This window comes from Microbacterium sp. GW821-FHT01D02 (assembly GCF_059422585.1).
This window is the reverse complement of record NZ_JBWKXB010000002.1, coordinates 145,526-167,938: the sequence shown is the minus strand read 5'-3', so window position 1 is coordinate 167,938 and position 22,413 is coordinate 145,526. Positions and strand designations below refer to the sequence as shown.

The window sequence follows — 22,413 nt, the reverse complement described above, 5'->3', positions numbered from 1 at the left end:
CGGGCTCAGAGCGCCCGGTACAGATCCCAGGAACGCTGACACGCCTCGGCGACCGCGCGCACGTGCGCCGGGTCTTCGTGGATCCAGTCCGTTCCCGGCCGGTGCAGCTCGTCGACGGCCGCCGGGCCGAGCAGGTATTCGCGCAGGAACTCCGCCTGCACGGCGTCGAGCTCGAGGGCGGCGTCGGCCGCCCGATCGGCCAGCTCGCGGAAGTGCGCCCCGGCGGCACGGATCTCCTGGCTGCCCAGATAAGGGGTGTTCAGGGCGACGTCGTCGGGCTGCTCGACGCGGAACCCGGCACGGTGGGCCTCCGCGAGTGCGCGCAGGCGCTCCGGATCCATCGTGGGCGGATCTTCGGGGGTGCGCTCGTCGCCGCGGGGGTCGCCGCGGTTGGAGAGGGCGACGACCGCCGGCAGTCGATCCTGCGGGGCGCGGGCGACGTCCACCGCCCCGTCGCGCGTCGTCGTCGTGTTCATGGTGTCGTGGAAGGACAGCCGCGTGAAGCGTCCGCCCGTGCGGAGCTTGTCGGCGAGGAAGCGCTCGGTCAGCTCGTCCCTGGTGCGTTCGTAGACCCCGAGCCCGCGCTCGCCGACCTCCACGAAGGTGCTCACGAGGCGCGCGAGCTCGGCGTCGTCCTGCGGAACCTCGAGGATCGGGAAGAACGAGAACGTCACGGGACGGATCGCGTCGACGCCGGAGAGATCGACCTTCTGCCAGGGCCCGGCGGCGCGGGTGCGCTGGATCGCCGTCGTCAGGTCGGCGGCGATGTCGGCCGGACGTGCGCGGTTCGGATCGCGCACCAGACGCGGATGCGGATTGATCACCGCGACGATGCGACGGTCGTGTCGCGCCCATTCCCGCACGATCGCGGCGGTGGCGACGTCGGTGAAGTCGTACTGCAACCGCCGTGTCAGCGCGGGGGAGAGGAACGGCACGAGCTCCTCCGGGATGCGCGCGCCGGCGTGCGGGCAGCTCACCAGCACGTCGGCTTCCGCGATCGCCTCGTCGAGCGTCCGGTGCTCGCTGTCGGCGAAGGCGATGATCTCCTGCGGGGTGAACGTGTGTCCGGCGGGGATGAGGTCGAGGTCGCTCATGCGCTCATGCTAACGACCACCCCTCGACGTGGTCAGCCCTGTGCGTGCAACGAGCTCTCGATGCCGCTGATGCGCGCCTGCTCGTCGAAGCGGAACGTCGCCGTGCCGCTCGCGTCCGACACCGTCGCGCCGGAGAACGCCTCATCGGTCCAGGTGAGGGTCCAACCGGCGAGCCGTGCGAGGTCCCAGACCGCGGTGCGCGCGTCGGCGAGGCTCGTGGCGGAGAGCACGCGGGGCAGGGCGATGACGGCGTCGGCCACGGTGAGCGGCGCGAGCGGAGCGTCGAGCAGGAAGACGGCACGCGTGCCGCTGCCGACGGGAGCGGAGTAGTACGGGGAGCGTCCGGTCAGCTCGACCGCGACGCCGCCGACGGTGTGCGCGGCCTGCGCGATCCAGTCGTCGTCACCGGCGGCGTCCGTCGGGAACGGCACCTCGGAGGTGGTCAGGTCGGCGATCCCGTGCTCGGTGCCGTAGGCGTGCAGCTGCGCCGCGACGCCCTGGGGGTCGCCGCTCGGGTGCGCCCAGGCCCAGAGCAGCGAACGCGGCCCCGGCGCGATCGTCGCGATCAGGTGCGCGCGGGTGACGAGCCGGCGCGAGGGGTCGTCGTTCGCCGTGAAGGTCAGGGTGCCCGCGGTCATGTCGGCGTCCCACCGGTGCTCGCCGAGGGCATCGGCGGCGGCGGAGAGGGCGTCCTGTCGCAGGGCGACGAACAGGGCGGCACGATCGGCGAGGGGCTGGAGCGCGGCGAAGGTCATGCCGACAGTCTCGCCGGGAATGCTATGAATCCGCTAGTTCGCCGGCGGGACCGGGTGCGGCCCCGACGGGACGGCACGACGGCCACCACGACCGCGCTACGACCGCGCCACGACCGCGTCACCACGTGTCAGTAGCTGGCGCGCGCGGTCCCGTCGGCGGCGATGAAGCGTCCGGCCAGGGACTCGGAGGCGCGGGCCAGCAGGGCCACATCCGCGCCGACGGCCACGAAGTCGGCTCCGGCGGCGAGATAGGCATCGGCGGCCGCGGGGTCGAACGCGTTCACGCCGACCGCCTTGCCCGCAGCCCTGACCGCCGCGAACACGGTCTCGACCGCGGCCGTGACCTCGGGGTGCGTCTGCTGCCCGAGGAGTCCCATCGAGGCGGACAGGTCGGACGGTCCGACGAACACCGCATCGACGCCGTCGACCGCGGCGATCTCGGACGCGACCTCGACGCCCGCCGCGGTCTCGATCTGCACCGTGAGCGAGGTGTGCTGCGCGGATTCCTGCAGGTAGCCGTCGACGCGGTTCCAGCGGGCGCTGCGGGCCAGAGCGCTGCCGACTCCGCGCACGCCCTCCGGCGGGTAGCGGGTGGCGGCGACGGCTGCGCGGGCCTCGTCGGCGGAGGACACCATCGGGACGATCAGGTTCTGCGCGCCCAGGTCGAGCACCTGCTTGATCGCGACGGCGTCGTTGGCGGGCACCCGCACGAGCGGGGCGATCGGGTAGGCGGCGACCGCCTGGAGCTGCAGGAGCACGGACTCGAGCGTGTTCGCCGAGTGCTCCATGTCGATCAGCAGCCAGTCGAGCCCCGAGCCCGCGGCGACCTCGGCGAGGAGCGGGCTGCCCGAGCAGACCCACATCCCCACGAAGGGGCGATCGGCGTCCGCGAGCTGCTCGCGGAAGGAGGGGGCTAGACGAAGCGGCATGCGATTGTTCCCATCGGTCCGTAATCGCACAGCACCTCGTCGCCGCGCGACACCCACATCGGGCGTGTGAACGATCCTGCCAGGATGATCTCCCCGGCCTCGAGACGCGCGCCGTGCTGGTGGAACTTGTTCGCCAGCCACGCGACGCCGGTGGCGGGGTGGCCGAGCACACCCGCCGCGACGCCCGTCTCCTCGATCTCGCCGTTGCGGGAGAGCACGCCGGGCACCCAGCGCAGATCGATCTCATCCGGGCGCTTGCGCACGGTGCCGAGCACCATCGCCCCGTAGGCGGCGTTGTCGCTGATCGTGTCGACGATCGTGCGTCCCTCGAGCTCGATGTGCGAGTTCAGCACCTCCAGGGCCGGGACCGCGTAGTCGATCGCGGCGAGGGCGTCATCGAGCGTGCAGTCCGGCCCCTCGAGCGGGTGCTTCAGCACGAACGCCAGCTCGACCTCGATGCGCACGTTCGAGAAGTGGTCGGTCGGGATCTCGGCGCCGGACTCGTAGACGGTGTCGTCGAACATCACGCCGTAGTCGGGCTCCGTGATGCCGGTGGCCTGCTGCATCGCCTTCGACGTCAGCCCGATCTTGCGACCGACGAGCCTGCGCCCTGCGGCGATCTGCGCGTCACGCCACACGCCCTGGATGGCGTACGAGTCCTCGACCGTCGCCTCCGGGTACCGCGCCGTGATGCGCGGGATCACCCCGTGCGTCCGATCGGCCTCGGCGAGCTCCGCCGCGATCTGCGTGATGGTGTCGTGTGACAGCATCCGTTCCTCCTCTGTCTGACTGCCGTCCGGATCATGTCGCGATCGGACGGCCTCCGGCGCCTCGTACGACTTAGAGCTGATGCCCCAGCTTCTTCTCGCCCTCTTCCGCACGCGTGTACGAGAAGCCGTCGGCGCCGATGGTCACCGCCATCTCGCTGGAGTCGGTGCGGGCGACGACCGGCTGCGGGTTGCCGTCGAGGTCGAGCACCAGCGACGCATCCGTGTACCAGGAGGGCACGACCGGGTTGCCCCACCAGTCGCGGCGCTGATTGTCGTGCACGTCCCACGTGACGACCGGATTGTCGGGGTCGCCCGTGTAGTAGTCCTGCGTGTACACCTCGACGCGGTGGCCGTCGGGGTCGCGCAGGTAGAGGTAGAACGCGTTCGAGACGCCGTGACGGCCGGGGCCGCGCTCGATCGAGTCCGAGCGGCGCAGGGCCCCGAGCTTGTCGCAGATCGCGAGGATGTTGTGCTTCTCGTGCGTCGCGAAGCACACATGGTGCATGCGGGGTCCGTCGCCGCCGGTCATGGCCGTGTCGTGCACGGTGGGCTTGCGGCGCATCCACGCGGCGTAGACCGTGCCCTCCTCGTCCTGGATGTCCTCCGTGACGCGGAAGCCGAGATCCTGCATGAACCCCACGGCGCGCGGCACGTCGGGAGTGACCTGGTTGAAGTGGTCCAGCCGCACCAGCTCACCGGGGATGTGCAGGTCGTAGCGCCACGACATCCGCTCGACGTGCTCGGTGGCGTGGAAGAACTCGTACGGGAAGCCGAGCGGGTCGACGACGCGGACCGAGTCGCCGATGCCCTTCACGAAGCCGTCGGGGTTCCGGCGCACGTCGCAGCCGAGCTCGGTGTAGAACTCGACGGCACGATCGAGGTCCTCGGGCGTCCGGACCCGGTACGAGAACGCGGCCACGGCCGCGATCGGGCCCTTGCGCAGCACGAGGTTGTGGTGGATGAACTCCTCGGTGGAGCGCAGGTAGATCGCCTCGTCGTCCTCCGCGGTCACGTACAGCCCGAGGATGTCGACGTAGAACTGGCGCGAGGCGGCCAGGTCGGTGACCACGAGCTCCATGTAGGCGCAGCGGAGGATGTCCGGCGGCGAGCTCTGCGGCGTCGCGACGGGGTTGTCCGAGCTGATCGGCGCCTCCTGGGATACGTAGAAGCCCGAGGAGGTCAGGGTCATGTCTTCGCGGTGTGTCATGTCAGCGTCCTTGCTTTCGTGGGCCGTTTCGTCTCGCTTCGCTCGCTCGACCATCGATCGTTGAGCGAGGGGCGAAGCGACGAGACGAAACGGGACAGTGGGTCAGTTCTTGCCGAAGGTCGGGTTGTGGGTGCCGCCGAGCGTGATGTGCACGCTCTGCTGGTCGGTGTAGAAGTCGATCGAGCGGTAGCCGCCCTCATGACCGAGGCCCGAGGCCTTCACGCCGCCGAACGGGGTGCGCAGGTCGCGCACGTTGTTGCTGTTCAGCCACACCATGCCCGCCTCGACCGACTGCGCGAAGTTGTGCGCGCGGGTGAGGTCGTTGGTCCAGATGTAGGCCGCGAGTCCGTACTTGGTGTTGTTCGCGAGCGACAGCGCCTCCTCGTCGGAGTCGAACGGTGTGATCGCCACGACCGGGCCGAAGATCTCCTCCTGGAAGATGCGCGCGTCGGGGGAGACGTCGGCGAACACGGTCGGCGCGACGAAGTTGCCCTCCTCGAAGCCCTCGGGGCGACCGCCGCCGGCGACGAGGCGGCCCTCGCCCTTGCCGATCTCCACGTAGCTCATGACCTTGTCGTAGTGCTCGGGGTGCACGAGCGCGCCGACCTCGGTCGCCGGGTCGTGCGGGTAGCCGACCTTGACCCGCTTCGCCTGCGCACCGTAGCGCTCGACGAACTCCTCGTAGATCGAGCGCTCGACGAGGATGCGCGAACCGGCGGTGCAGCGCTCGCCGTTGAGGGAGAAGACGCCGAAGATCGTCGCGTCGACCGCGGCCTCCAGGTCGGCATCCGCGAAGACGACGGCGGGGGACTTGCCGCCGAGTTCCATCGACAGGCCCTTGAGGAACGGTGCGGCGTTGCCGAAGATGATCTGTCCGGTGCGGCTCTCGCCCGTGAAGGAGATGAGCGGCACGTCGGGGTGCTTCACGAGCGCGTCGCCCGCGTCCTCTCCGAGGCCGTTGACGAGGTTGAAGACGCCCTTCGGCAGCCCCGCCTCCTCGAAGATGCCCGCCCACAGCGAGGCGGAGAGCGGCGTGAACTCGGCTGGCTTGAGCACGACCGTGTTGCCGGTCGCGAGCGCAGGACCGAGCTTCCACGACTCGAGCATGAAGGGGGTGTTCCACGGGGTGATGAGGCCGGCGACGCCGATCGGCTTGCGGTTGACGTAGTTCATCTGGCGGCCGGGCACCTTGAAGGCGTCGTCGGACTGCGCCACGATCAGGTCGGCGAAGAAGCGGAAGTTCTCGGCGGCGCGGCGGGCCTGGCCCAGCGCCTGGGTGATGGGGAGGCCGGAGTCGTAGGACTCGAGCTCGGCCAGACGTGCATCGCGGGACTCGACGATGTCGGCGATCTTGTGCAGGACGCGCGAACGCTCGCGGGGGAGCATCCGCGGCCACGGGCCCTCGTCGAACGCGCGCTTCGCGGCGGCGACGGCGCGCTCGATGTCGGCCTTCTTGCCGGCGGCGGCCGTCGTGTACGTCTGGTTGGTGACCGGGTCGAGCACGTCGAACGTGTCGCCGTCGACGGAGTCGACGAACGCGCCGTCGATGTAGTGCTGGATGTGGTCGGGGAGGTCGGCGGGGATGCGCGAATCGGTCATGACATTTCTCCGGTCGTCTGTGCGGAAGTCGTCTGTGCGGAACGGGTGTGCAGCGCGTCGAGGAACGCGTCCATCGTGCGCCAGCGGTGGTTGCGGGCGGCGAGTTCGATCTCGAGCGGGTCGGCGCCCGCGCGGATGAGGTCGAGGATCTCGGCGTGCTCCTCCACCGAGTGCTGGGCGCGTCCGGGGATCGAGGCGAAGGTGGTGTCGCGGATGCCCGAGAGGCGGGACCAGCCGCGGTGCACGAGGTCGAGCAGGTGCGGGTTGGGGCACGGCTCGAACAGCACCGAGTGGAACTGGCGGTTGAGCTCGGTGAAGGCGCGGGCGTCGAGGTGGTCGAGCATCTGCGCCATCCGCTCGTTGATGCGGGCGGCCTCGTCGAGCGCGGCATCGTCCAGCAGGGGAGCGGAGAGCGCGGTCGCGGAGCCCTCGACGATGCCGAGCGTCTGCATGGTGTGCGCGTACTCGCTCTCGTCGACGAGGGTCACCCGCGCGCCGACGTTGCGCTCGAACGTCACCAGCCCTTCGGCCTCGAGGCGGCGGATCGCCTCGCGCACCGGGACGACGCTCATCTTCAGGTCTTCGGCGATCGATCCGAGCACCAGACGGTACCCGGGGCTGAACATGCGCCCGGTGATGCGCGAGCGGAGCCACTCGTAGGCGACCTCGGACTTGCTGGCGGCCGTCGTGGTCATCGTGCGCTCCGGTCGCCTGCGCTCCGGTCTGCAGCGCTCCGGTCCGAGGTGGCCTCCTCGTAGCGGGCTCGCCACTCGGCGTTCAGGGGGAACAGCCCGTCGACCGGGTGGCCGGCGGCGACCTGCTCGGCGATCCAGGCGTCCTCGACCTCCTGCGCGACCGCAGCGGCCGCGACCTCCGCGGCCAGGGCCGGCGGGATGACGATCACACCGTCGCTGTCGCCGACGATGATGTCGCCGGGCTGCACGGTCGCGCCGCCGCAGGAGATCGTGACGTCGACGTCCCACGGCACGTGCTTGCGACCGAGCACCGAGGGGTGCGCGCCCTGCGAGAACACCGGCAGGCCGATCTCGGCGACGGCGTCGAAGTCGCGGACGCCGCCGTCGGTCACGACACCGGCCGCTCCGCGCACCTTCGCGCGCAGGGCGAGGATGTCGCCGAGCGTGCCGGTGGTCGCATCCCCGCGGGCCTCGATCACGATGACCTCGCCCTCTTCGACGGCGTCGAACGCGCGCTTCTGGGCGTTGTAGCCGCCGCCGTACGCGGCGAAGAGGTCTTCGCGGAACGGGACGAAGCGCAGGGTCTTCGCGGTGCCGACGATCTTGCGGTCGGGGATGTTCACTGACACGCCGTCGATGAAGCAGGAGTGGTGTCCGCGCTTGCGGAGCTGGGCGGAGAGCCCGGCCGTCGGAGCCTCGAGGAGCTGGGCGCGCAGTTCGGGGGAGAGCGTGGGGCGTTTCGTCTCGTCGCTGCGCTCCTCGCCCGCGGGCAGGCCCGCCTCCTCGCGGGAGCCCCAGGCCTCGGTGCGCTGCAGGTCGTCGACCGCGGGGAGGGATCCGAGCTCGCCGTCGAACGGGGTGTCGCCCTGCGTCACGGTCGTGACGAGGCGCCCGGAGGTCGGGGCGCCGGGAGCATCAGGCGCATCCACCTCGACCTCGACGACATCGCCGGGGACGATGACGGAGGAGCCTGCGGGCGTGCCGGTGAGGATCACGTCGCCGGGCTCGAGGGTGAAGTGCTGCGAGAGGTCGGCCACGAGCTGCGCGAGGGGGAAGATGAGGCCCGCCGTCGTATCGTCCTGGCGGAGCTCTCCGTTCACCCAGGCGCGTACGCGGAGGGCAGCAGGGTCGACGGTGCGGGCGTCGATCAGGTCGGGACCGAGCGGCGTGTAGCCGTCACCGCCCTTGGAGCGGACGTTCGAACCCTTGTCGTTGGCGCGCAGGTCGTACAGCCCGAGGTCGTTCGAGGCGGTGACCGCGCCGACGTGCGACCAGGCTTCGTCGAGGGAGACCCGGCGCGCGGCCGTGCCGATCACGAGCGCGATCTCGCCCTCGAAGGCGAGCAGCTCGGTGCCGTCGGGGCGCTCGACGGTGCCGCCGGTCACGCCGACCGAGCTGGCCGGCTTGAAGAAGTACGAGGGGGATGCGGGGCGTCTGCCGCGCTGATCGGCGCGAGACGCATAGCTCAGGTGGATCGCGATGATCTTGCCGGGGCGGCTGATGGGATCCGTCACGGGGCGCCTCCTCGCGCTCGTCTGCGTTGTCGTGCGGGACGCCTTGTGCGTCGTATTCGAAATCATATATCATCGGTTCACCCCTCGGCAAGCACTTCGGATCCGCTCCGCTGCACGCCGTGACAATGCGGTCACAACCAAAGGAGACACCCCATGAGCGGGCAGTCACAGGATGGGTTCACACCCACCGGAACAATCGCGACGGCGGCCGATCGGCGCCGCGTCGTGTTCGCCACCGTCGTCGGCACCACCGTCGAGTGGTACGACTTCTTCATCTACGCCACGGCCGTCGGGCTCGTGTTCGGACAGTTGTTCTTCGAGCCGCTGGGGGCGAACAGCGCCCTGATCGCGTTCGCGACCGTCGGCGTCAGCTTCCTCTTCCGTCCCCTCGGCGCGTTCCTCGCCGGCCACTTCGGCGACAAGCTCGGACGCAAGACGGTCCTGATGTGGACGCTGATCCTCATGGGCGCGGCGACCGCCCTCATCGGACTCCTGCCCACGTACGAGACGATCGGCGTCATGGCGCCCATCCTGCTGGTGCTCCTGCGCATCGTCCAGGGCATCTCGGCCGGCGGTGAGTGGGGCGGCGCGGTGCTGATGGCCGTCGAGCACGCACCGCGCAAGAAGCGCGGCATCTTCGGCGCCTCCCCGCAGATCGGCGTGCCCCTCGGCCTGCTGCTCGCCTCGGGTGTCATGGCGCTGATGACCGCGATCGCCCCGGGGGAGCAGTTCGCGGCCTGGGGCTGGCGCGTGCCGTTCCTGCTCAGCGTGGTGCTGATCCTCGTCGGCTACTACGTGCGGCGCAAGGTCGAGGAGAGCCCCGTCTTCACCGAGCTCGCCGCGCGCAAGGAGAAGGCGCGCATGCCGATCGTGCAGCTGTTCCGCAAGCACGCGCTGCTGGTGATCATCGCGGCGCTCGTCTTCGCCGGCAACAACGCGGTCGGGTACATGACGACCGGCGGCTACATCCAGGGCTACGCCACGAACCCGGAGGGGCCGATCGGCCTCGAGCGCGGTCCGGTGCTGTGGGCCGTCGCCGGGTCGGCGGTCAGCTGGCTGCTCACGACGCTGCTGGCCGGCTGGGTCTCCGATCGGATCGGGCGGCGCTCGACCTACATCATCGGCTGGGTGCTGCAGCTCGTCGGCGTGTTCACGCTGTTCCCGCTCGTCAACACGGGCGAGATCGGACTGCTGTTCGCCGGGCTCGCGATCCTCACGATCGGTCTCGGCTTCACCTACGGTCCGCAGGCCGCGCTCTACACCGAGCTGTTCCCCGCGAGCATCCGCTTCTCCGGCGTCTCGATCTCGTACGCGATCGGCGCGATCGCCGGTGGCGCGTTCGCACCTCTGATCGCGACCGCCATCGTGCAGGCGACCGGGTCGACGAACGGTGTGACCTGGTACCTCGCGGGCATGACGGTCCTCGGGCTCATCGCCACGCTCCTGCTCCGCGACCGCTCCGGCATCCCACTCGGACCGGACCACGAGGAGGAGCAGTCGGTCAGCCCCATCCGCGGACTCGCGAAGGTCTGATCCGCAGGGCGGCCGTCTCTCGCGACCGCCGGACACGAGCGCACGCTCGCTCTCCGGCGGGCGTGCGTTCGTGTCTGTGTACGTCGGGTCTGTGTGCGTCGGGTCTGTGTGCGTCGGGTCTGTGCGCGTTCGCGCCTGCGCCCGTTCGCCCGTACGCGCCCGTGCGGCGTGGATCAGCCGTCGAGGGCCTCGCGGATGACGGAGGCGGAGCGCTGCAGCCGTGCGGCGATCTCGGCGTCGTCGAGGTCGGTGGCCACGTGGACCACGGCGATCGCGGCCGGGCGCTGCCCCCGGAGTGCGAGGGGAACCGACACCGACTGCACCGTGGGGATGACCTCGTCGTGGCTCGTCGCGAAGCCGCGGGTTCGGGCCGTCTCCACATCGGCGGCCAGTGAAGCGGGTGCGTCATCGGGCCAGTCGGTGCTCGGCAGCTGGGACAGGATCGCCTTCCCCGGAGCCCCCACGGTCACGGGATGCCGTGCGCCGGGCCGCTGCGCGACGCTCGCGACCGCGTGGCGGGGCTCGACGCTCGCCAGGGTGATGCACTCGGCGCCGTCGAGCACGGCGAGGAAGCAGGTCATGCCGAGCTCGTTGGCGATCGCGGTGAGCTCGGGGAGGGCCTCGGCCTGCAGGTCGTGCGCGACCCCGGCCGCGAGGGCCGCCATCCGGGCGCCGAGACTCACCGCGCCCGAGGCGTCGCGGGTGACGAGCCCGTGGTCTTCGAGCGTGCGCAGCAGGCGATACGCGATCGAGCGGTGCACGCCGAGACGGGTCGCGATCTCGTCGATCGTCAGCGGGCCGTGCGCGTCGGCGAGCACCTCCAGGATGCGGATGCCCCGGCTGAGGGTCTGCGAGGCCGGGGAGGTGGTCGGGCTCTCGGGCATGCGGGTGCTCCCTTGCGATCGCGGACGACGCGGTTTAGGCTGTGTTCAATAGTAGAACTCTGCGTTCCAATATAGAACACGGAGTTCCCCCGCGCAAGACCCGATGCGCAGGACCCCGACGAAGAAGTCCGGAAGGAATCGACGACGATGCAGTTCCACCACCACGGCTACGTCTCCGCTGACCCGCGCGTGCAGGACGCCGCCGGTATCGGAGCGGCCCGCCCGGCCGATCTCCCCGACGAGATCGACGTGCTGATCGTCGGCTCCGGGCCTGCGGGGCTGCTGCTCGCCGCGCAGATGGCGCAGTACCCCGGCATCTCCACGCGCATCATCGAGAAGCGCGACGGGCGCCTTCCGCTCGGCCAGGCGGACGGCATCCAGCCGCGCAGCGTCGAGACGTTCCAGGCGTTCGGGTTCGCCGAGCGGATCATCGCCGAGGCGTACAACATCGGCTGGATGAACTTCTGGGGCCCGAACCCCGAGAAGCGCGAGGAGATCATCCGCACCTCGCGGACCGCGGACTACGCCTACGACATCTGCGAGTTCCCGCACCTGATCGTGAACCAGGCGCGTGTGCTCGACTACTTCGCGGAGGCGGCCGCGAACGGCCCCGGGCGCATCGTCCCCGACTACGGGGTGGAGTTCACCGGACTCACGGTCCATGACGAGGGGGAGTACCCCGTCGAGGTGGGCATCCGCTACGTCTCCGGGGAGCGTGCCGGGGAGGAGCGCACGATCCGCGCCAAGTTCGTCGCCGGATGCGACGGTGCCCGCAGCGGGGTGCGCCAGGCGATCGGCCGCACGCACGTCGGCGCCTCCGCCGCGCACGCCTGGGGCGTCATGGACGTGCTCGTGAACACCGACTTCCCGGACTGGCGCACCAAGTGCGCGATCAACTCCGAGGCGGGGAACATCCTGCACATCCCCCGCGAGGGCGGGTACCTCTCCCGTATGTACATCGACCTGGGCGAGGTCGCCGACGACGATGACCACCGCGTGCGTCAGACGCCTATCGAGGAGATCATCCGGCGCGCCAACGAGATCCTGCACCCGTACACGCTCGACGTGCGCGAGGTCGCCTGGCACAGCGTGTACGAGGTCGGCCACCGCGTGACCGACGGCTTCGACGATGTCGTCGACGGCTCCGGGCGCACGCCTCGGGTGTTCCTCACCGGCGACGCCTGTCACACGCACAGCGCCAAGGCCGGGCAGGGCATGAACGTGTCGATGCAGGACGGCTTCAACCTCGGATGGAAGCTCGGCTCGGTGCTCACCGGCCGCGCCCCCGAGTCGCTCCTGGCCACCTATGGTGCCGAGCGGCGGCCCGTGGCCCAGCAGCTCATCGACTTCGACCGCGAGTGGTCGAGCCTGATGGCGCGCAAGCCGGAGGAGATCTCCGACCCCAACGAGCTGGCGACCTACTACCTCGCCACGGCGGAGTTCCCGTCCGGCTTCATGACGCAGTACACCTCGTCGATGATCACCGGAACCGACGCCCATCAGGCGCTCGCCGCGGGCTACCCGATGGGCAAGCGGTTCAAATCGGCCGAGGTCGTGCGCGTCGGGGACGGCAACGTCGTGCACCTCGGACACCACGCCAAGGCGGACGGCCGCTGGCGCGTCTATGCGTTCGGCGACCGGACGGGTGCGGCGCTCGCCGTGTGGGCGGAGAGCGCCGAGCCGCTGTTCGCCCGCTTCACCCCGGCGGATGCCGACGCCGACGCGGTGTTCGACGTGAAGGCCGTGTACCAGCAGCCGTTCGAGGAGGTGGAGGTGACCTCCGCCCCCGCGCTCTTCCAGCCGAAGACCGGTCCGCTCGGGCTCACCGACTGGGAGAAGGTCTACGCGGCCGGACCCAGCAAGTGGACCGAGACCGACATCTTCGCGGCGCGCGAGCTGTCCCGTGACGGCGTGGTGGTCGTCGTGCGGCCCGACCAGTACGTGGCGGCCGTCCTGCCCCTCGACGACACGACCGGGCTCGCGGAGTTCTTCGACGGGGCGCTGCTCCCCGCGCGCTGAACCGTGTCGGCATGACACGTGTCATGCCGAGGAGATGACACAGCCCTCCGGTTTGTTCGCGCCCGCGCGGCGAGGCTGGAGGCATGAACAACTCCTCCGTGGACGGGTCGGCGACGCGGGTCACCGCGCGACCGGCATCCGAAGTCCTGATCGACGGGCCGGTGGTGCTCGAGCTGAACGGCGTCACGCGTCACTTCGGCTCGGGCGACCGCCGCGTGCAGGCCGTCGGCGGGGTCGACCTGTCGATCCGGCGTGGCGAGGTCGTCGCGCTGCTGGGCCCCAACGGCGCCGGCAAGACGACCACGCTCGACATGCTCCTCGGACTCACCGAGCCGAGCAGCGGCACCGTGCGGGTGCTCGGGGTCACTCCCGAGCGCGCCACGTCGAGCGGCGCGATCGGTGCGGTGCTGCAGACCGGAGGGCTGCTCGGCGACCTGACGGTAGGTGAGACCGTGCGGCTGATCGCCTCGCTCTATGGCGCGGAGGCGCTGGGCAGGGTGGACGAGGTCATGGCGCGGGCCGACCTGAGCCCGCTCGCCCGTCGCCGGGTGTCGAAGTGCTCCGGAGGGGAGCAGCAGCGGGTGAAGTTCGCGCTCGCGATGGTCTCCGACCCGGACATCCTGGTGCTCGACGAGCCGACCGCCGGGATGGACGTCACGGCCCGGCGTCACTTCTGGGACGTGATGCGCGCCGATGCGGATGCCGGCCGTACGATCATCTTCGCCACGCACTACCTGGAGGAGGCGGAGCAGTTCGCCCGCCGGACCGTGGTGATGCATCGGGGAGCGGTCGTCGCGGATGCCCCGACCGCGCTGCTGCGTGCCAGCCTGGGCGAGCGCACGGTATCGGCGACGGTCGACGGGACGGCCACGGCACTCGTCGAGACCCTGCGCGCGGCCGACGGGGTGACGGGGGTGCGACTGGACGGCGATCGTGTGAGCCTGCGCGCCACCGACTCCGACGCCGCGGCCCGCATCCTGCTCGACCACGGCGCGCACGACCTCGAGATCGCCGCCCCCACCCTCGAAACCGCCTTCACGGCTCTGACGGAGAACTGACATGCTCGTCTCACCCACCATGCTGCGCATCGAAGGCGTCCGCCAGCTGCGCAACCCGTACACGCTCGCGTTCACCCTGGCGATGCCGGTCGCGATGTACCTGCTGTTCGGTGCCGGAATGGGCTACGGCTCGCTCTCCGCCGGTCACGGCAACGTCTCCTTCTACGTCATGACCTCGATGGCCGCGTACGGCACGGCGGTCGCGATGAGCTCGCTGACCTCGCTCGCCGCGACGGAGGCGAAGCAGGGCTGGGGCCGCCAGCTCGCGATGACCCCGCTCACCACGGCCGGTTACGCGCTGACCAAGCTGCTCACGGCCGTCGCGTTCGCGGCGCTGGCCCTGGTGGCGGTGTTCGCCGCGGGCATGATGACCGGCGCGCAGGCCGAAGACGCCTGGCGCTGGGTGGCCACGGCGGGCATCATCCTCGGGATCGGCCTGATGTACGGGCTGTTCGGGCTCGGGGTGGGGCTGTTCTTCAGCTCGGACTCCGCTGCTGCTCTCGCCTCGATCTCGATGACGTTCTTCGCGTTCTTCGGCAACGTCTTCATGCCGCTCGACGGGGTGATGCTCGACATCGCCCGCTTCACGCCCCTCTACGGCTTCGTGGCTCTGAGTCGTTGGCCGCTGACGGACGGGGTGCTGACGACGGGGCAGACCGATCCGCTCTGGATGCTCTTCCTCAACGTCGTCGTGTGGCTCGCCCTGTTCGTCCTGCTGGTCGTGATGGGCATGAAGCGCTCCCGGGCGCGGCAGTAGCGGCCGGCGGCGACAGTAGGTTGGACGGATGACGCAGCACTCGAAGCGCGAGGCGCCGGCAGAAGCCGGGGCCTCGCGCGACGCCTCCCGCGATGCCGCGCGGTTCGCCGCCGCCGGTGCGCCTCCCGCGGCCTGGTCGGCTCCGGGTGCGCGGCGTTCCCGCGCCGTCGGCAAGGACCCGTGGGCGCGGTTCGGATGGCTGATGGCCGTGATCTGGCTGGTCTTCCTGGTCTATCCGGTGATCGCGCTGCTGCACTCCGAAGCGCCGCTCGTCTGGGTGGTCGTCGGCTGGGCTGCGCTGGTCGCCTTCGCCGTGCTGTACGTCACGGGCTTCATCCACGGCATGCGCGGCGGAGGAGGACTCGGGCGGCCACCGTCCGTGCGGCAGTGGATCACGTTCGGCGCACTGATCGTGTGCATGGTGATCTCCATCCCGGCGGCGAGCGGCTCGGCACTGAGCTTCCTGCCGTTCATCATGGCGTTCGCGTCCTACGGTCTGACGCGACTGTGGCACTGGATCACGACGGTCGCGGCCGTCGTGATCACGGCACTGTGCGTGTTCCTGCTGCCGGGTGGGACCAGCTACTTCTCCGTCCTCGCGATCGTGGTGATGCTGGGCGTGGTCAACACCGTGTCGACGTGGCTCATCCTGCGTTCCGCCGAGGCGGAGCAGCTCGGGCTGGAGCTGGCGACGAGCGAGGGGCGCGAGGCGGTGGCGCGCGACGTGCACGACCTGATCGGGCATTCGCTCACGGTCGTCGGACTGAAGGCGCAGCTGGTGCGGAGGCTCATCGACTCCGACCCCGAGCGGGCGAAGGCCGAGCTCGCCGACATCGAGCAGCTGACGGCCGAGGCGATCGCCGGCGTGCGGTCGACCGTGGCGGGAGCGCGCGCGACCACCCTCGTCGAGCAGCTCGCCTCGTCCCGGGACTCGCTGCGGGCGGCGGACATCGAGATGACGGTCACGGGCGAGTCGAGTGCGCTGTCACCCGTGCAGGCGATCACCGCGAGCTGGATTCTCCGTGAGGCGACGACCAACACCCTCCGGCATTCGCGGGCGCGCACGGTGAAGGTGCTGCTCGCGCCGGGGAGACTGCTGATCGAGGACGACGGCGTGGGCATCGGCGGGGCGGAGGGCAACGGCATCCGCGGTATGCGCGAGCGGGCGGCGACGGCGGGCGCCGGATTCACGGTCGGCGCGGCGGGCGAGGCGTCGGATGCCGGCACGCGGGTGGAGGTGACGTGGTGACGGCGTCGGACGACAGCCCCCGGATCCGACTGCTGATCGCGGACGATCAGGCTCTGGTGCGCGGCGCCCTCGGCGCGCTGCTCGACCTGGAGCCCGACCTGGCGGTGATCGGGATGGCCTCGGACGGCGCCGAGGCGGTGCGGCTCGCCGCGGAGCTGCGACCGGACGTCTGCCTCATGGACATCCAGATGCCGGGCATGGACGGGGTGGAGGCGACGCGCCGCATCCGGGAGGCGAGTGCGGAGACGCGGGTGCTCGTCGTGACGACCTTCGCGCGGCCCGGCTATCTACGCTCCGCGCTGGACTCCGGCGCCAGCGGGTTCATCGTGAAGGACACCCCTGCCGAGGAGCTGGCCGAGGCCGTGCGGCGCGTGCACTCGGGGCTGCGGGTGCTCGATCCCGTGCTCGCCGCGGACAGTCTCTTCGACGGGGCGAATCCGCTGAGCGATCGGGAGCGGCAGGTGCTGCGTCTCGCGGCGGACGGGCGTTCGGCCGCGGCGATCGCCGCCGAGGTGTTCCTCTCGGCGGGGACGGTGCGCAACCACCTCTCAGCCGCGATCGGGAAGACCGGTGCGGCGAATCGGGCGCAGGCCGTGCGGATCGCGCTCGACAAGGGGTGGATCTGACGGTCCTGGCATGCGTGGCCGGTTGATCTGCGGCGGGGTGGAGCGACGGTCGCGTTACGGGTGGCCCACCGATCTGCGGCGCGGCGCGGCGCAGCGCGGCGGGTGCGCGATGCGGTGCGGTTCGGCTCGGTTCGGCTTGGCTCGGCTCGGTCCGGTCCGGCCCGGCCCGGTTCGGCTCGGCCCGTGGCTCGGCCCGGTTCGGTTCAGCCCTGGTAGAAGGTCGGTGGCCGCGCGTACCGTGGACGCCGACGGGCGACGGCGCCCGACAGGAGGAGTGCGTGATGGATTGGAAGATCGAACTCATCTTCGTGCCGGTCACCGATGTGGACCGCTCGAAGGACTTCTACGAGAAGATCGGCTTCAACGCCGACTGGGACCAGACGCCGGTCGACGGGCTGCGCTTCGTGCAGATGACGCCTCCGGGGTCGGCTTGTTCGATCGCTTTCGGCACCGGGTTGGGCATCGACCTCGAGCCGGGGCGGCAGAACACGATCCAGGTCGTGGTGCCGGACGCAGACGAGGCACTGGCGCATCTGAAGGGTCTCGGCGTGGAAGCTCGCGGCGTCCAAGACCTGGACTGGGGCAGATTCGTCTCGTTCGACGACCCCGACGGCAACTCGTGGACGCTGCAGCAGCTCCCTGACTACGGCGCATCCTAAGCTCGGGCGGCTCGGGCGGCTCGGGCGGCTCGGGCGGCTCGGGCGGCTCGGGCGGCTCGGGCAGCTCAGCGACGCGGTGACTCCGTGACGCGGTGACTCCGTGACGCGGTGACTCCGTGAGTGCGGGTCAGGTCAGGACTCGGCGCTGAAAGCGGTGTCGGTGTCAGTGTCGGTGTCCGGGCCCGTCAGCGCCAGCTGCGGTGTGTCAGTCGGCTGTGTCGGCGACGACTTCGATCTTGAAGCCCGAGGCGTTCTCGAGCCAGCCGGCGTAGTGCTGTTTCCCTCCGGCGTGCGGGTAGCGCTCCGCGTACAGGGGGCGCCAGCCGTGCGCGGGGGCCTCGGCCATGAGGGCGTCGACGGCTGTGCGCTCGCCGCCGTGGAACGCGAGGTGGTTGAGGCCCGCGCGACGACGGTCGTGCACAGCATCGGTCAGGTTCGGTGACGCCGTGAGGGTGAGGTAGGCGCCACCGGCAGACCAGGTCTCCCCATCGGCCCATTCACTGTCGAATGCGAACCCGAGCCGGTCGAGGATCCAGCGCCACTCCGCGCGCACCGCGTCGAAGTCGGCGATCCACAGTTCGACGTGATGGAGACCCGGCATCGTCCGAGTCTGCCACGCGGCTCATGTGCGCCGGATCATGGAGTGGCTGCGCGAGCGGGCCGACCCGGTCGCGGTGATGGCCGTCGTCCTCGTGCCGGTGCTGGTCCTCGTACCGGTGCTGGTCCGCGTCCTGGTGCTGATGCTCGCCCTCGCTCTCGTCCTCGCCCTGGAGGTGATGCCGGCGGTGGCGCCGGCGGAGGTGGAGGGGGAGCGGGGTGTGCGCCATTGCCGGAGGGGATCCCACCAGGCAGGGCCACGGACCTGTGGGGTGCCGTGCCGCATGCGGATCTCCCACCCCGACGTGTCGAGGGTGCGGTGGTGGTGCCAGCAGAGCGCGACGCCGTTGTCGGTATGGGTGGGGCCACCACGGGAGTGCTCATGGACGTGGTGGATCTCGCACCAGGCCGCGGGGACGTGGCATCCCGGGATGAGGCATTCTCTGTCGCGGAGGGTGATCGCCCGTCTCTGGTGGGCGGTGAAGATGCGGTCGGTGGTGGTGATCCCGATGATCCGCGCGCTCGAGTCGAACAGCACCCGCTGCACTCCTCCCGCGCACGCCGTGTGCGCGGCGACCCGCGTGGAGACGGGGGTGTCGATCCCGTCGACCTGCGCCCACCCGCTCCCGGTCGCGTAGTCCTCCGCCGTGACGGACACGACCAGCGTCGGTGCCGAGCCGCCCAGGCGTGGCATGTCGTCGTGGCGGGCGGCGATCCCGAGGGCGGCGGCGAGGGTGTCGTGCTGCTTCTGCGCGCGTGCGGTTGTCCACCGTCTGCCCCGCGTCGCCGGAGGGCAGGACACCCTCCTCCATCCCGCGCTGCGCCTGTGGGCGGCGTTCCCCGTCGGCGACCCCGTCCTCGACGTCCGTCTCTTGCGGGTCCATCTCCTCGGCGTCCGTCTCCTCGGCGTCCGTCCCCTCAGGGTCCGTCTCTTCGGAGGGGCGGAACATCACCCCGGGCAGGGGTGGGCCGTCGACTCGCGGGTTCAGGTAGGCGTCGAAGATCCGTTGCAGCTGTCCCGCGACCTCGGGCAGCAGCCCGCCTCGGATCGGGATCACGCCGTCCTTGGCCCGTCCGAGGATGACTCCCCGCGCGCGCATCGCGATCTCCTCCGCCGGTTCCGCCCCGTCCGGGTCGAGATACTGCACGATCACCTGGGCCAGGACGCGAAGGTCCTCCGGCGTCGCCGACGGCGCGGTGTCATCCGCATCACCGCCCTCTGCACTGCTCTCGGCGCTGCCCTCCGCACCGGCCTCCGCCTCCGCTACCGGGATCCCGCGCGCAAAAGCGGCGAGTTCCGCATCCGCTCGCAAACGGTCCTCTGTCCCCACCCGGTGCCCGGCCTGTTCCACGGGTCCGGTCGCGGCGAGGAGCCCTGCCACTCCGATCGCCCCGTCTTGCAGGGCGGTCCGGAGCGCGGGCCATCGGGCCGGCAGCCAGCCACCGGATGACAGATCCATCTCCCGGCGTACGGCTTTCGCGGCCTTCACCGCCCGCCCCGCACCCACCGCGTCGGTCCGCAGCACCCGCTGCAGGAGTTCACCCACCGTCCGGCAGCCGAACTGTCCGCAGAACGCGGTATCGCCCGAACCCGCCGGCCGTGGATCCGTGGAGGCGATCGTCTCCACAATCACGGCGTCCACCCGTCGCTGCGCCTCGCCCGCGACCCGCAACAGGTGCATCTTCTCGGCGTCGGGCAACTCCGTGATCGCCTCCGAGCGCAGCACCTCATCCAGGTCGGCCACGACCTGTTCGAGGAGCTCCACTGCGGTGTTCATGTCCCCAGTCAACTCGGGGCCACCGACATTCGAGGCGCTGAGAACGCCTGATCAGCGCAGTATTCCAGAACACTCTCCCGGATCCCCGTGGCCCTCCACAGAAGCCCCGAATCTACGGCTTCTCCACACGCCCGCGGAACACCGCGCAGAGCACGCCTGCAGAGCGCGACCGCGGAGCACGCCTGCAGAGGACGCCTGCAGAGTACGCCTGCACGACCATACGCCCGCCCGACCGCACGACCGCCCGCCCGCCCGCACGACCGCACGACCGCACGACCGCACGACCGCACGAGTTCACGACCGCACGACCGCACGACCGCACGACCGCACGACCGCACGAGTTCACGAGTTCACGAGTTCACGAGTTCACGAGTTCACGCGGATGATCTCCTGCTGGTACGGCGCGATGACGTCGCCCGAGATGCGAAGGTCCAAGAGCAGGAAGCGTCGCGACGCGGCGTCCTCCCGTGCCCAGGATGCCAGGCGTTCGAGGTCGGCCAGCGTGCGCACGACGACGCCCTCGGCGCCCACGGCGGCTCCGAACGCGGCGAAGTCCACCTCGGGGATACGCATCGGTCCCTCGGCCAGGCCTTTGAGGCCGTATAGGTTCACCTCGGCGCCGTACGCCGCGTCGTTCCAGACCACGGCCATTCCCCGGCCGCCGGCCGCGCGGACGGCGGACTCGAGATCCGCGATCGCCATCAGCCCTCCACCGTCGCCCGAGGTGAGCACCACGGTCGACTCGCGCCGAGCGAGGGCGGCTCCCACGACGCTGGGCCATCCCTGCCCGATCGACTGGAACGCGGTGCCGACCATCATCATGCGATCGGGAGCGGCGACCGGCCAGTACATGTTCGCCCATCCGATGAAGTGTCCGCCGTCGGACACCACGACGCGGTCCTCGGGAAGGAGTTCCGCGATGCGGCGGGCTGCGGACCGCGGGTCGAGGCGTCCGTCTGGCGCCAGGTCGTCGCCGGCGTCGTACGTGCGGGCCGACGCGATGTCGACGCTCTCCCGCCAGGGGTTCGCCGGCTCAGCGGCACCGATCCTCGTCACCAGGGCTTCCGCTGCGAGACGGGCGTCGGCGCGCACGAAGCCGCCGACGTGGGCGTGCGTCGCCGCGGGAGCGATGTCGATCTGGAAGACCCGCGTGCCGGGCGCGAACAGCTCGCCGAACCGCATCGTGAACTGGTTCAGGGCGGCGCCGAACACGACGGCGACATCGGCCGTGCGGACGAGCTCCATCGCCCCGTCGGCACCGAAGCCGCCCGTCACGCCGAGGTCGTACCGTGCGTCCGGGAACACGCCGCGCCCGAGCGCCGACGAGGCGGTGAGGGCACCGGTCGCCGCTGCCAGCTCGCCCAGTGCGGCGCTCGCACCGGAGAGCCATGCGCCGCGCCCGGCCAGCAGGAACGGGCGCTCGGCGCCGGCCAGCGCGGCGGCGATCTCGTCGAGCATGCCCTCGGCGAACTCCCCGCGCGGCGCGAGCGGCGCCGGGAGTCGCGGCGACGGAGCCTCCGGCACGTCTCCCGCCTCGAGCGCGGCGACGTCGTAGGGGAGGGCGAGCACGACCGGCAGGCGATAGGTGAGGGCGTGCTCGATCGCGATCACCGTGGTCGCGGCGGCATCCGCGCGGCCGACCGTATACGTGCGAGCCCCCACCGCCGAGGCGAGCGCGATCTGGTCGACGTCCCACGGTCGCGGACCCGACGTGGGCTCGTCGCCCACCACCAGCACCAGCGGCACACGCGCCTGCACGGCCTCGGCCAGCGCGGTCAGGGTGTTCGTGAAACCGGCGCCGTACGTCGAGGTGCCCGCGGCGATGCGTCCGGATGCGCGGAAGTGCGCGTCCGCGGCGACCACGGCACCCTGCTCGTGGCGGACGGCCGTGAACACCGCGTCCGTCTGGGTCTCGATCGCGTCGAGGAAGTAGGCGTTGCCGTTGCCCATCACGCCGAAGACGGCATCGATGTGCTGGGCGAGGGTGACGGCGACGTGCGCGGAGACGGTGGGCATGCGAAAGCCTTTCGAGACAGGGACGGAGGAACGGCGGATCCGTATGTGTCTCGCCTCCGCGTCATCGCGAAGTGCTTCGTGCCTCTTTTTCAGGCACCGGCCGGGCCGGACCCGCTCAGTCTATCGGCGGGAGGCGCGGCCGGCGTGCGCGAGAATGGACGGATGACGGATGCAGCGATCGAGCGCGAGACACTCACCTGGGACGGCTTCGGAGCGGCCACGCGCGATTTGGCGCGGAGCATCGTCGCCAGCGGCTTCGAGCCGGAGGTGGTCGTGGCGATCGCCCGCGGCGGACTGCTCCCGGCCGGCGCGATCGCGTACGGCCTCGGCGCCAAGAACTGCGGTGCCATCAACGTGGAGTTCTACACCGGCATCGGCACCGTGCTCGACGCGCCGGAGGTTCTGCCTCCCGAGCTCGACATGGCCTACCTCGACGGACGCCGGGTGCTACTCGTCGATGACGTGGCCGACTCGGGGCGCACCCTCGCGCTGGCCGTGCAGCTGCTGCAGGACAAGGGCGCCGACGTGCGCTCCGTCACGATCTACACCAAGCCGTCGACGATCATCCAGCCTGACTTCGCCTGGAAGGACACGGATCTCTGGATCAACTTCCCGTGGTCGTCCCAGGGCACCGTGCGCGAAGAGGACGAGGGGCTCGCCCCCTCGGCCTGACC

The 22,413-nt window shown here is 70.7% G+C and carries 20 protein-coding genes and 1 pseudogene; 8 read left to right on the top strand and 13 right to left on the bottom strand.

Annotated elements, in window-relative coordinates:
- Positions 1–5: 5 nt before the first annotated feature.
- From AC07VM_RS09595 to AC07VM_RS09560, 8 genes are all read right to left on the bottom strand, one after another.
- Positions 6–1,094, bottom strand: coding sequence for an N-formylglutamate amidohydrolase (locus AC07VM_RS09595; protein WP_494910902.1), 1,089 nt, complete (start codon positions 1,092–1,094; stop codon positions 6–8).
- 32 nt (positions 1,095–1,126) lie between these two features.
- Positions 1,127–1,849: a DUF6882 domain-containing protein gene (locus AC07VM_RS09590; protein WP_267417665.1), complete on the bottom strand. Its 723-nt coding sequence runs from the start codon at positions 1,847–1,849 to the stop codon at positions 1,127–1,129.
- A 128-nt stretch (positions 1,850–1,977) separates the two neighbouring features.
- A complete protein-coding gene (locus AC07VM_RS09585; RefSeq protein WP_494910900.1) occupies positions 1,978–2,778 on the bottom strand; it encodes an HpcH/HpaI aldolase family protein in 801 nt (266 codons plus the stop codon).
- Positions 2,763–3,548 carry a fumarylacetoacetate hydrolase family protein gene (locus AC07VM_RS09580; protein WP_267417668.1) on the bottom strand — a complete coding sequence of 262 codons (786 nt, stop codon included), beginning with the start codon at positions 3,546–3,548 and terminating at the stop codon, positions 2,763–2,765. Before AC07VM_RS09580 ends, AC07VM_RS09585 begins: the two co-directional genes overlap by 16 nt.
- A 70-nt stretch (positions 3,549–3,618) precedes the next feature.
- Positions 3,619–4,755, bottom strand: a complete 1,137-nt coding sequence (gene hpaD / locus AC07VM_RS09575) for a 3,4-dihydroxyphenylacetate 2,3-dioxygenase (RefSeq protein ID WP_267417669.1) — start codon at positions 4,753–4,755, stop codon at positions 3,619–3,621.
- A gap of 102 nt (positions 4,756–4,857) precedes the next feature.
- Positions 4,858–6,354, bottom strand: a complete 1,497-nt coding sequence (gene hpaE / locus AC07VM_RS09570; RefSeq protein ID WP_494910897.1) for a 5-carboxymethyl-2-hydroxymuconate semialdehyde dehydrogenase — start codon at positions 6,352–6,354, stop codon at positions 4,858–4,860.
- Complete coding sequence (locus AC07VM_RS09565; protein ID WP_494910896.1) at positions 6,351–7,049, bottom strand: GntR family transcriptional regulator; 699 nt, start codon at positions 7,047–7,049, stop codon at positions 6,351–6,353. The genes hpaE and AC07VM_RS09565 overlap by 4 nt, the downstream gene beginning before the upstream one ends.
- The gene (locus tag AC07VM_RS09560; protein ID WP_494910894.1) at positions 7,046–8,563 is read right to left on the bottom strand and encodes a fumarylacetoacetate hydrolase family protein; all 1,518 of its coding nucleotides are present in this window, start codon (positions 8,561–8,563) and stop codon (positions 7,046–7,048) included. Before AC07VM_RS09560 ends, AC07VM_RS09565 begins: the two co-directional genes overlap by 4 nt.
- A gap of 153 nt (positions 8,564–8,716) precedes the next feature.
- Between AC07VM_RS09560 and AC07VM_RS09555 the strand changes: the two genes are divergently transcribed.
- Positions 8,717–10,096 (top strand): MFS transporter, encoded by a 1,380-nt coding sequence (locus tag AC07VM_RS09555; RefSeq protein ID WP_494910893.1) that lies wholly within the window; start codon positions 8,717–8,719, stop codon positions 10,094–10,096.
- Between the two features lie 173 nt (positions 10,097–10,269).
- Here the strand turns inward: AC07VM_RS09555 and AC07VM_RS09550 are convergent, their stop codons facing one another.
- Entirely contained in the window at positions 10,270–10,980 is a 711-nt protein-coding gene (locus AC07VM_RS09550) for an IclR family transcriptional regulator (protein ID WP_494910892.1), read from the bottom strand.
- Between the two features lie 147 nt (positions 10,981–11,127).
- Between AC07VM_RS09550 and AC07VM_RS09545 the strand changes: the two genes are divergently transcribed.
- From AC07VM_RS09545 to AC07VM_RS09520, 6 genes are all read left to right on the top strand, one after another.
- On the top strand, positions 11,128–12,999 hold the full coding sequence (locus AC07VM_RS09545; protein ID WP_494910891.1) for an FAD-dependent monooxygenase: 1,872 nt from the start codon (positions 11,128–11,130) through the stop codon (positions 12,997–12,999).
- A gap of 83 nt (positions 13,000–13,082) precedes the next feature.
- Positions 13,083–14,057 (top strand): ABC transporter ATP-binding protein, encoded by a 975-nt coding sequence (locus AC07VM_RS09540; RefSeq protein WP_494910890.1) that lies wholly within the window; start codon positions 13,083–13,085, stop codon positions 14,055–14,057.
- 1 nt (position 14,058) lies between these two features.
- Positions 14,059–14,814, top strand: coding sequence for an ABC transporter permease (locus tag AC07VM_RS09535; protein ID WP_494910889.1), 756 nt, complete (start codon positions 14,059–14,061; stop codon positions 14,812–14,814).
- Between the two features lie 28 nt (positions 14,815–14,842).
- Complete coding sequence (locus tag AC07VM_RS09530) at positions 14,843–16,063, top strand: sensor histidine kinase (RefSeq protein WP_494910888.1); 1,221 nt, start codon at positions 14,843–14,845, stop codon at positions 16,061–16,063.
- A complete protein-coding gene (locus tag AC07VM_RS09525; protein WP_494910887.1) occupies positions 16,060–16,689 on the top strand; it encodes a response regulator in 630 nt (209 codons plus the stop codon). Before AC07VM_RS09530 ends, AC07VM_RS09525 begins: the two co-directional genes overlap by 4 nt.
- A gap of 281 nt (positions 16,690–16,970) precedes the next feature.
- Positions 16,971–17,348: a VOC family protein gene (locus AC07VM_RS09520; protein WP_267417680.1), complete on the top strand. Its 378-nt coding sequence runs from the start codon at positions 16,971–16,973 to the stop codon at positions 17,346–17,348.
- Between the two features lie 205 nt (positions 17,349–17,553).
- Here the strand turns inward: AC07VM_RS09520 and AC07VM_RS09515 are convergent, their stop codons facing one another.
- The 4 genes and pseudogenes from AC07VM_RS09515 to AC07VM_RS09500 form a co-directional block, all read right to left on the bottom strand.
- Positions 17,554–17,949, bottom strand: a complete 396-nt coding sequence (locus tag AC07VM_RS09515; protein ID WP_494910885.1) for a VOC family protein — start codon at positions 17,947–17,949, stop codon at positions 17,554–17,556.
- Positions 17,950–17,970: 21 nt separating this feature from the next.
- Positions 17,971–18,747 carry an HNH endonuclease signature motif containing protein gene (locus AC07VM_RS09510; protein ID WP_494910884.1) on the bottom strand — a complete coding sequence of 259 codons (777 nt, stop codon included), beginning with the start codon at positions 18,745–18,747 and terminating at the stop codon, positions 17,971–17,973.
- Between the two features lie 184 nt (positions 18,748–18,931).
- A pseudogene (locus tag AC07VM_RS09505) lies at positions 18,932–19,627 on the bottom strand (DUF222 domain-containing protein); the annotation flags it as partial.
- A gap of 462 nt (positions 19,628–20,089) precedes the next feature.
- Positions 20,090–21,739 carry a thiamine pyrophosphate-binding protein gene (locus tag AC07VM_RS09500; RefSeq protein ID WP_494910883.1) on the bottom strand — a complete coding sequence of 550 codons (1,650 nt, stop codon included), beginning with the start codon at positions 21,737–21,739 and terminating at the stop codon, positions 20,090–20,092.
- Positions 21,740–21,901: 162 nt separating this feature from the next.
- On the opposite strand from AC07VM_RS09500, the gene AC07VM_RS09495 reads away from it, so the two are divergent.
- On the top strand, positions 21,902–22,411 hold the full coding sequence (locus tag AC07VM_RS09495; protein WP_267417684.1) for a phosphoribosyltransferase: 510 nt from the start codon (positions 21,902–21,904) through the stop codon (positions 22,409–22,411).
- Positions 22,412–22,413 lie beyond the last annotated feature (2 nt).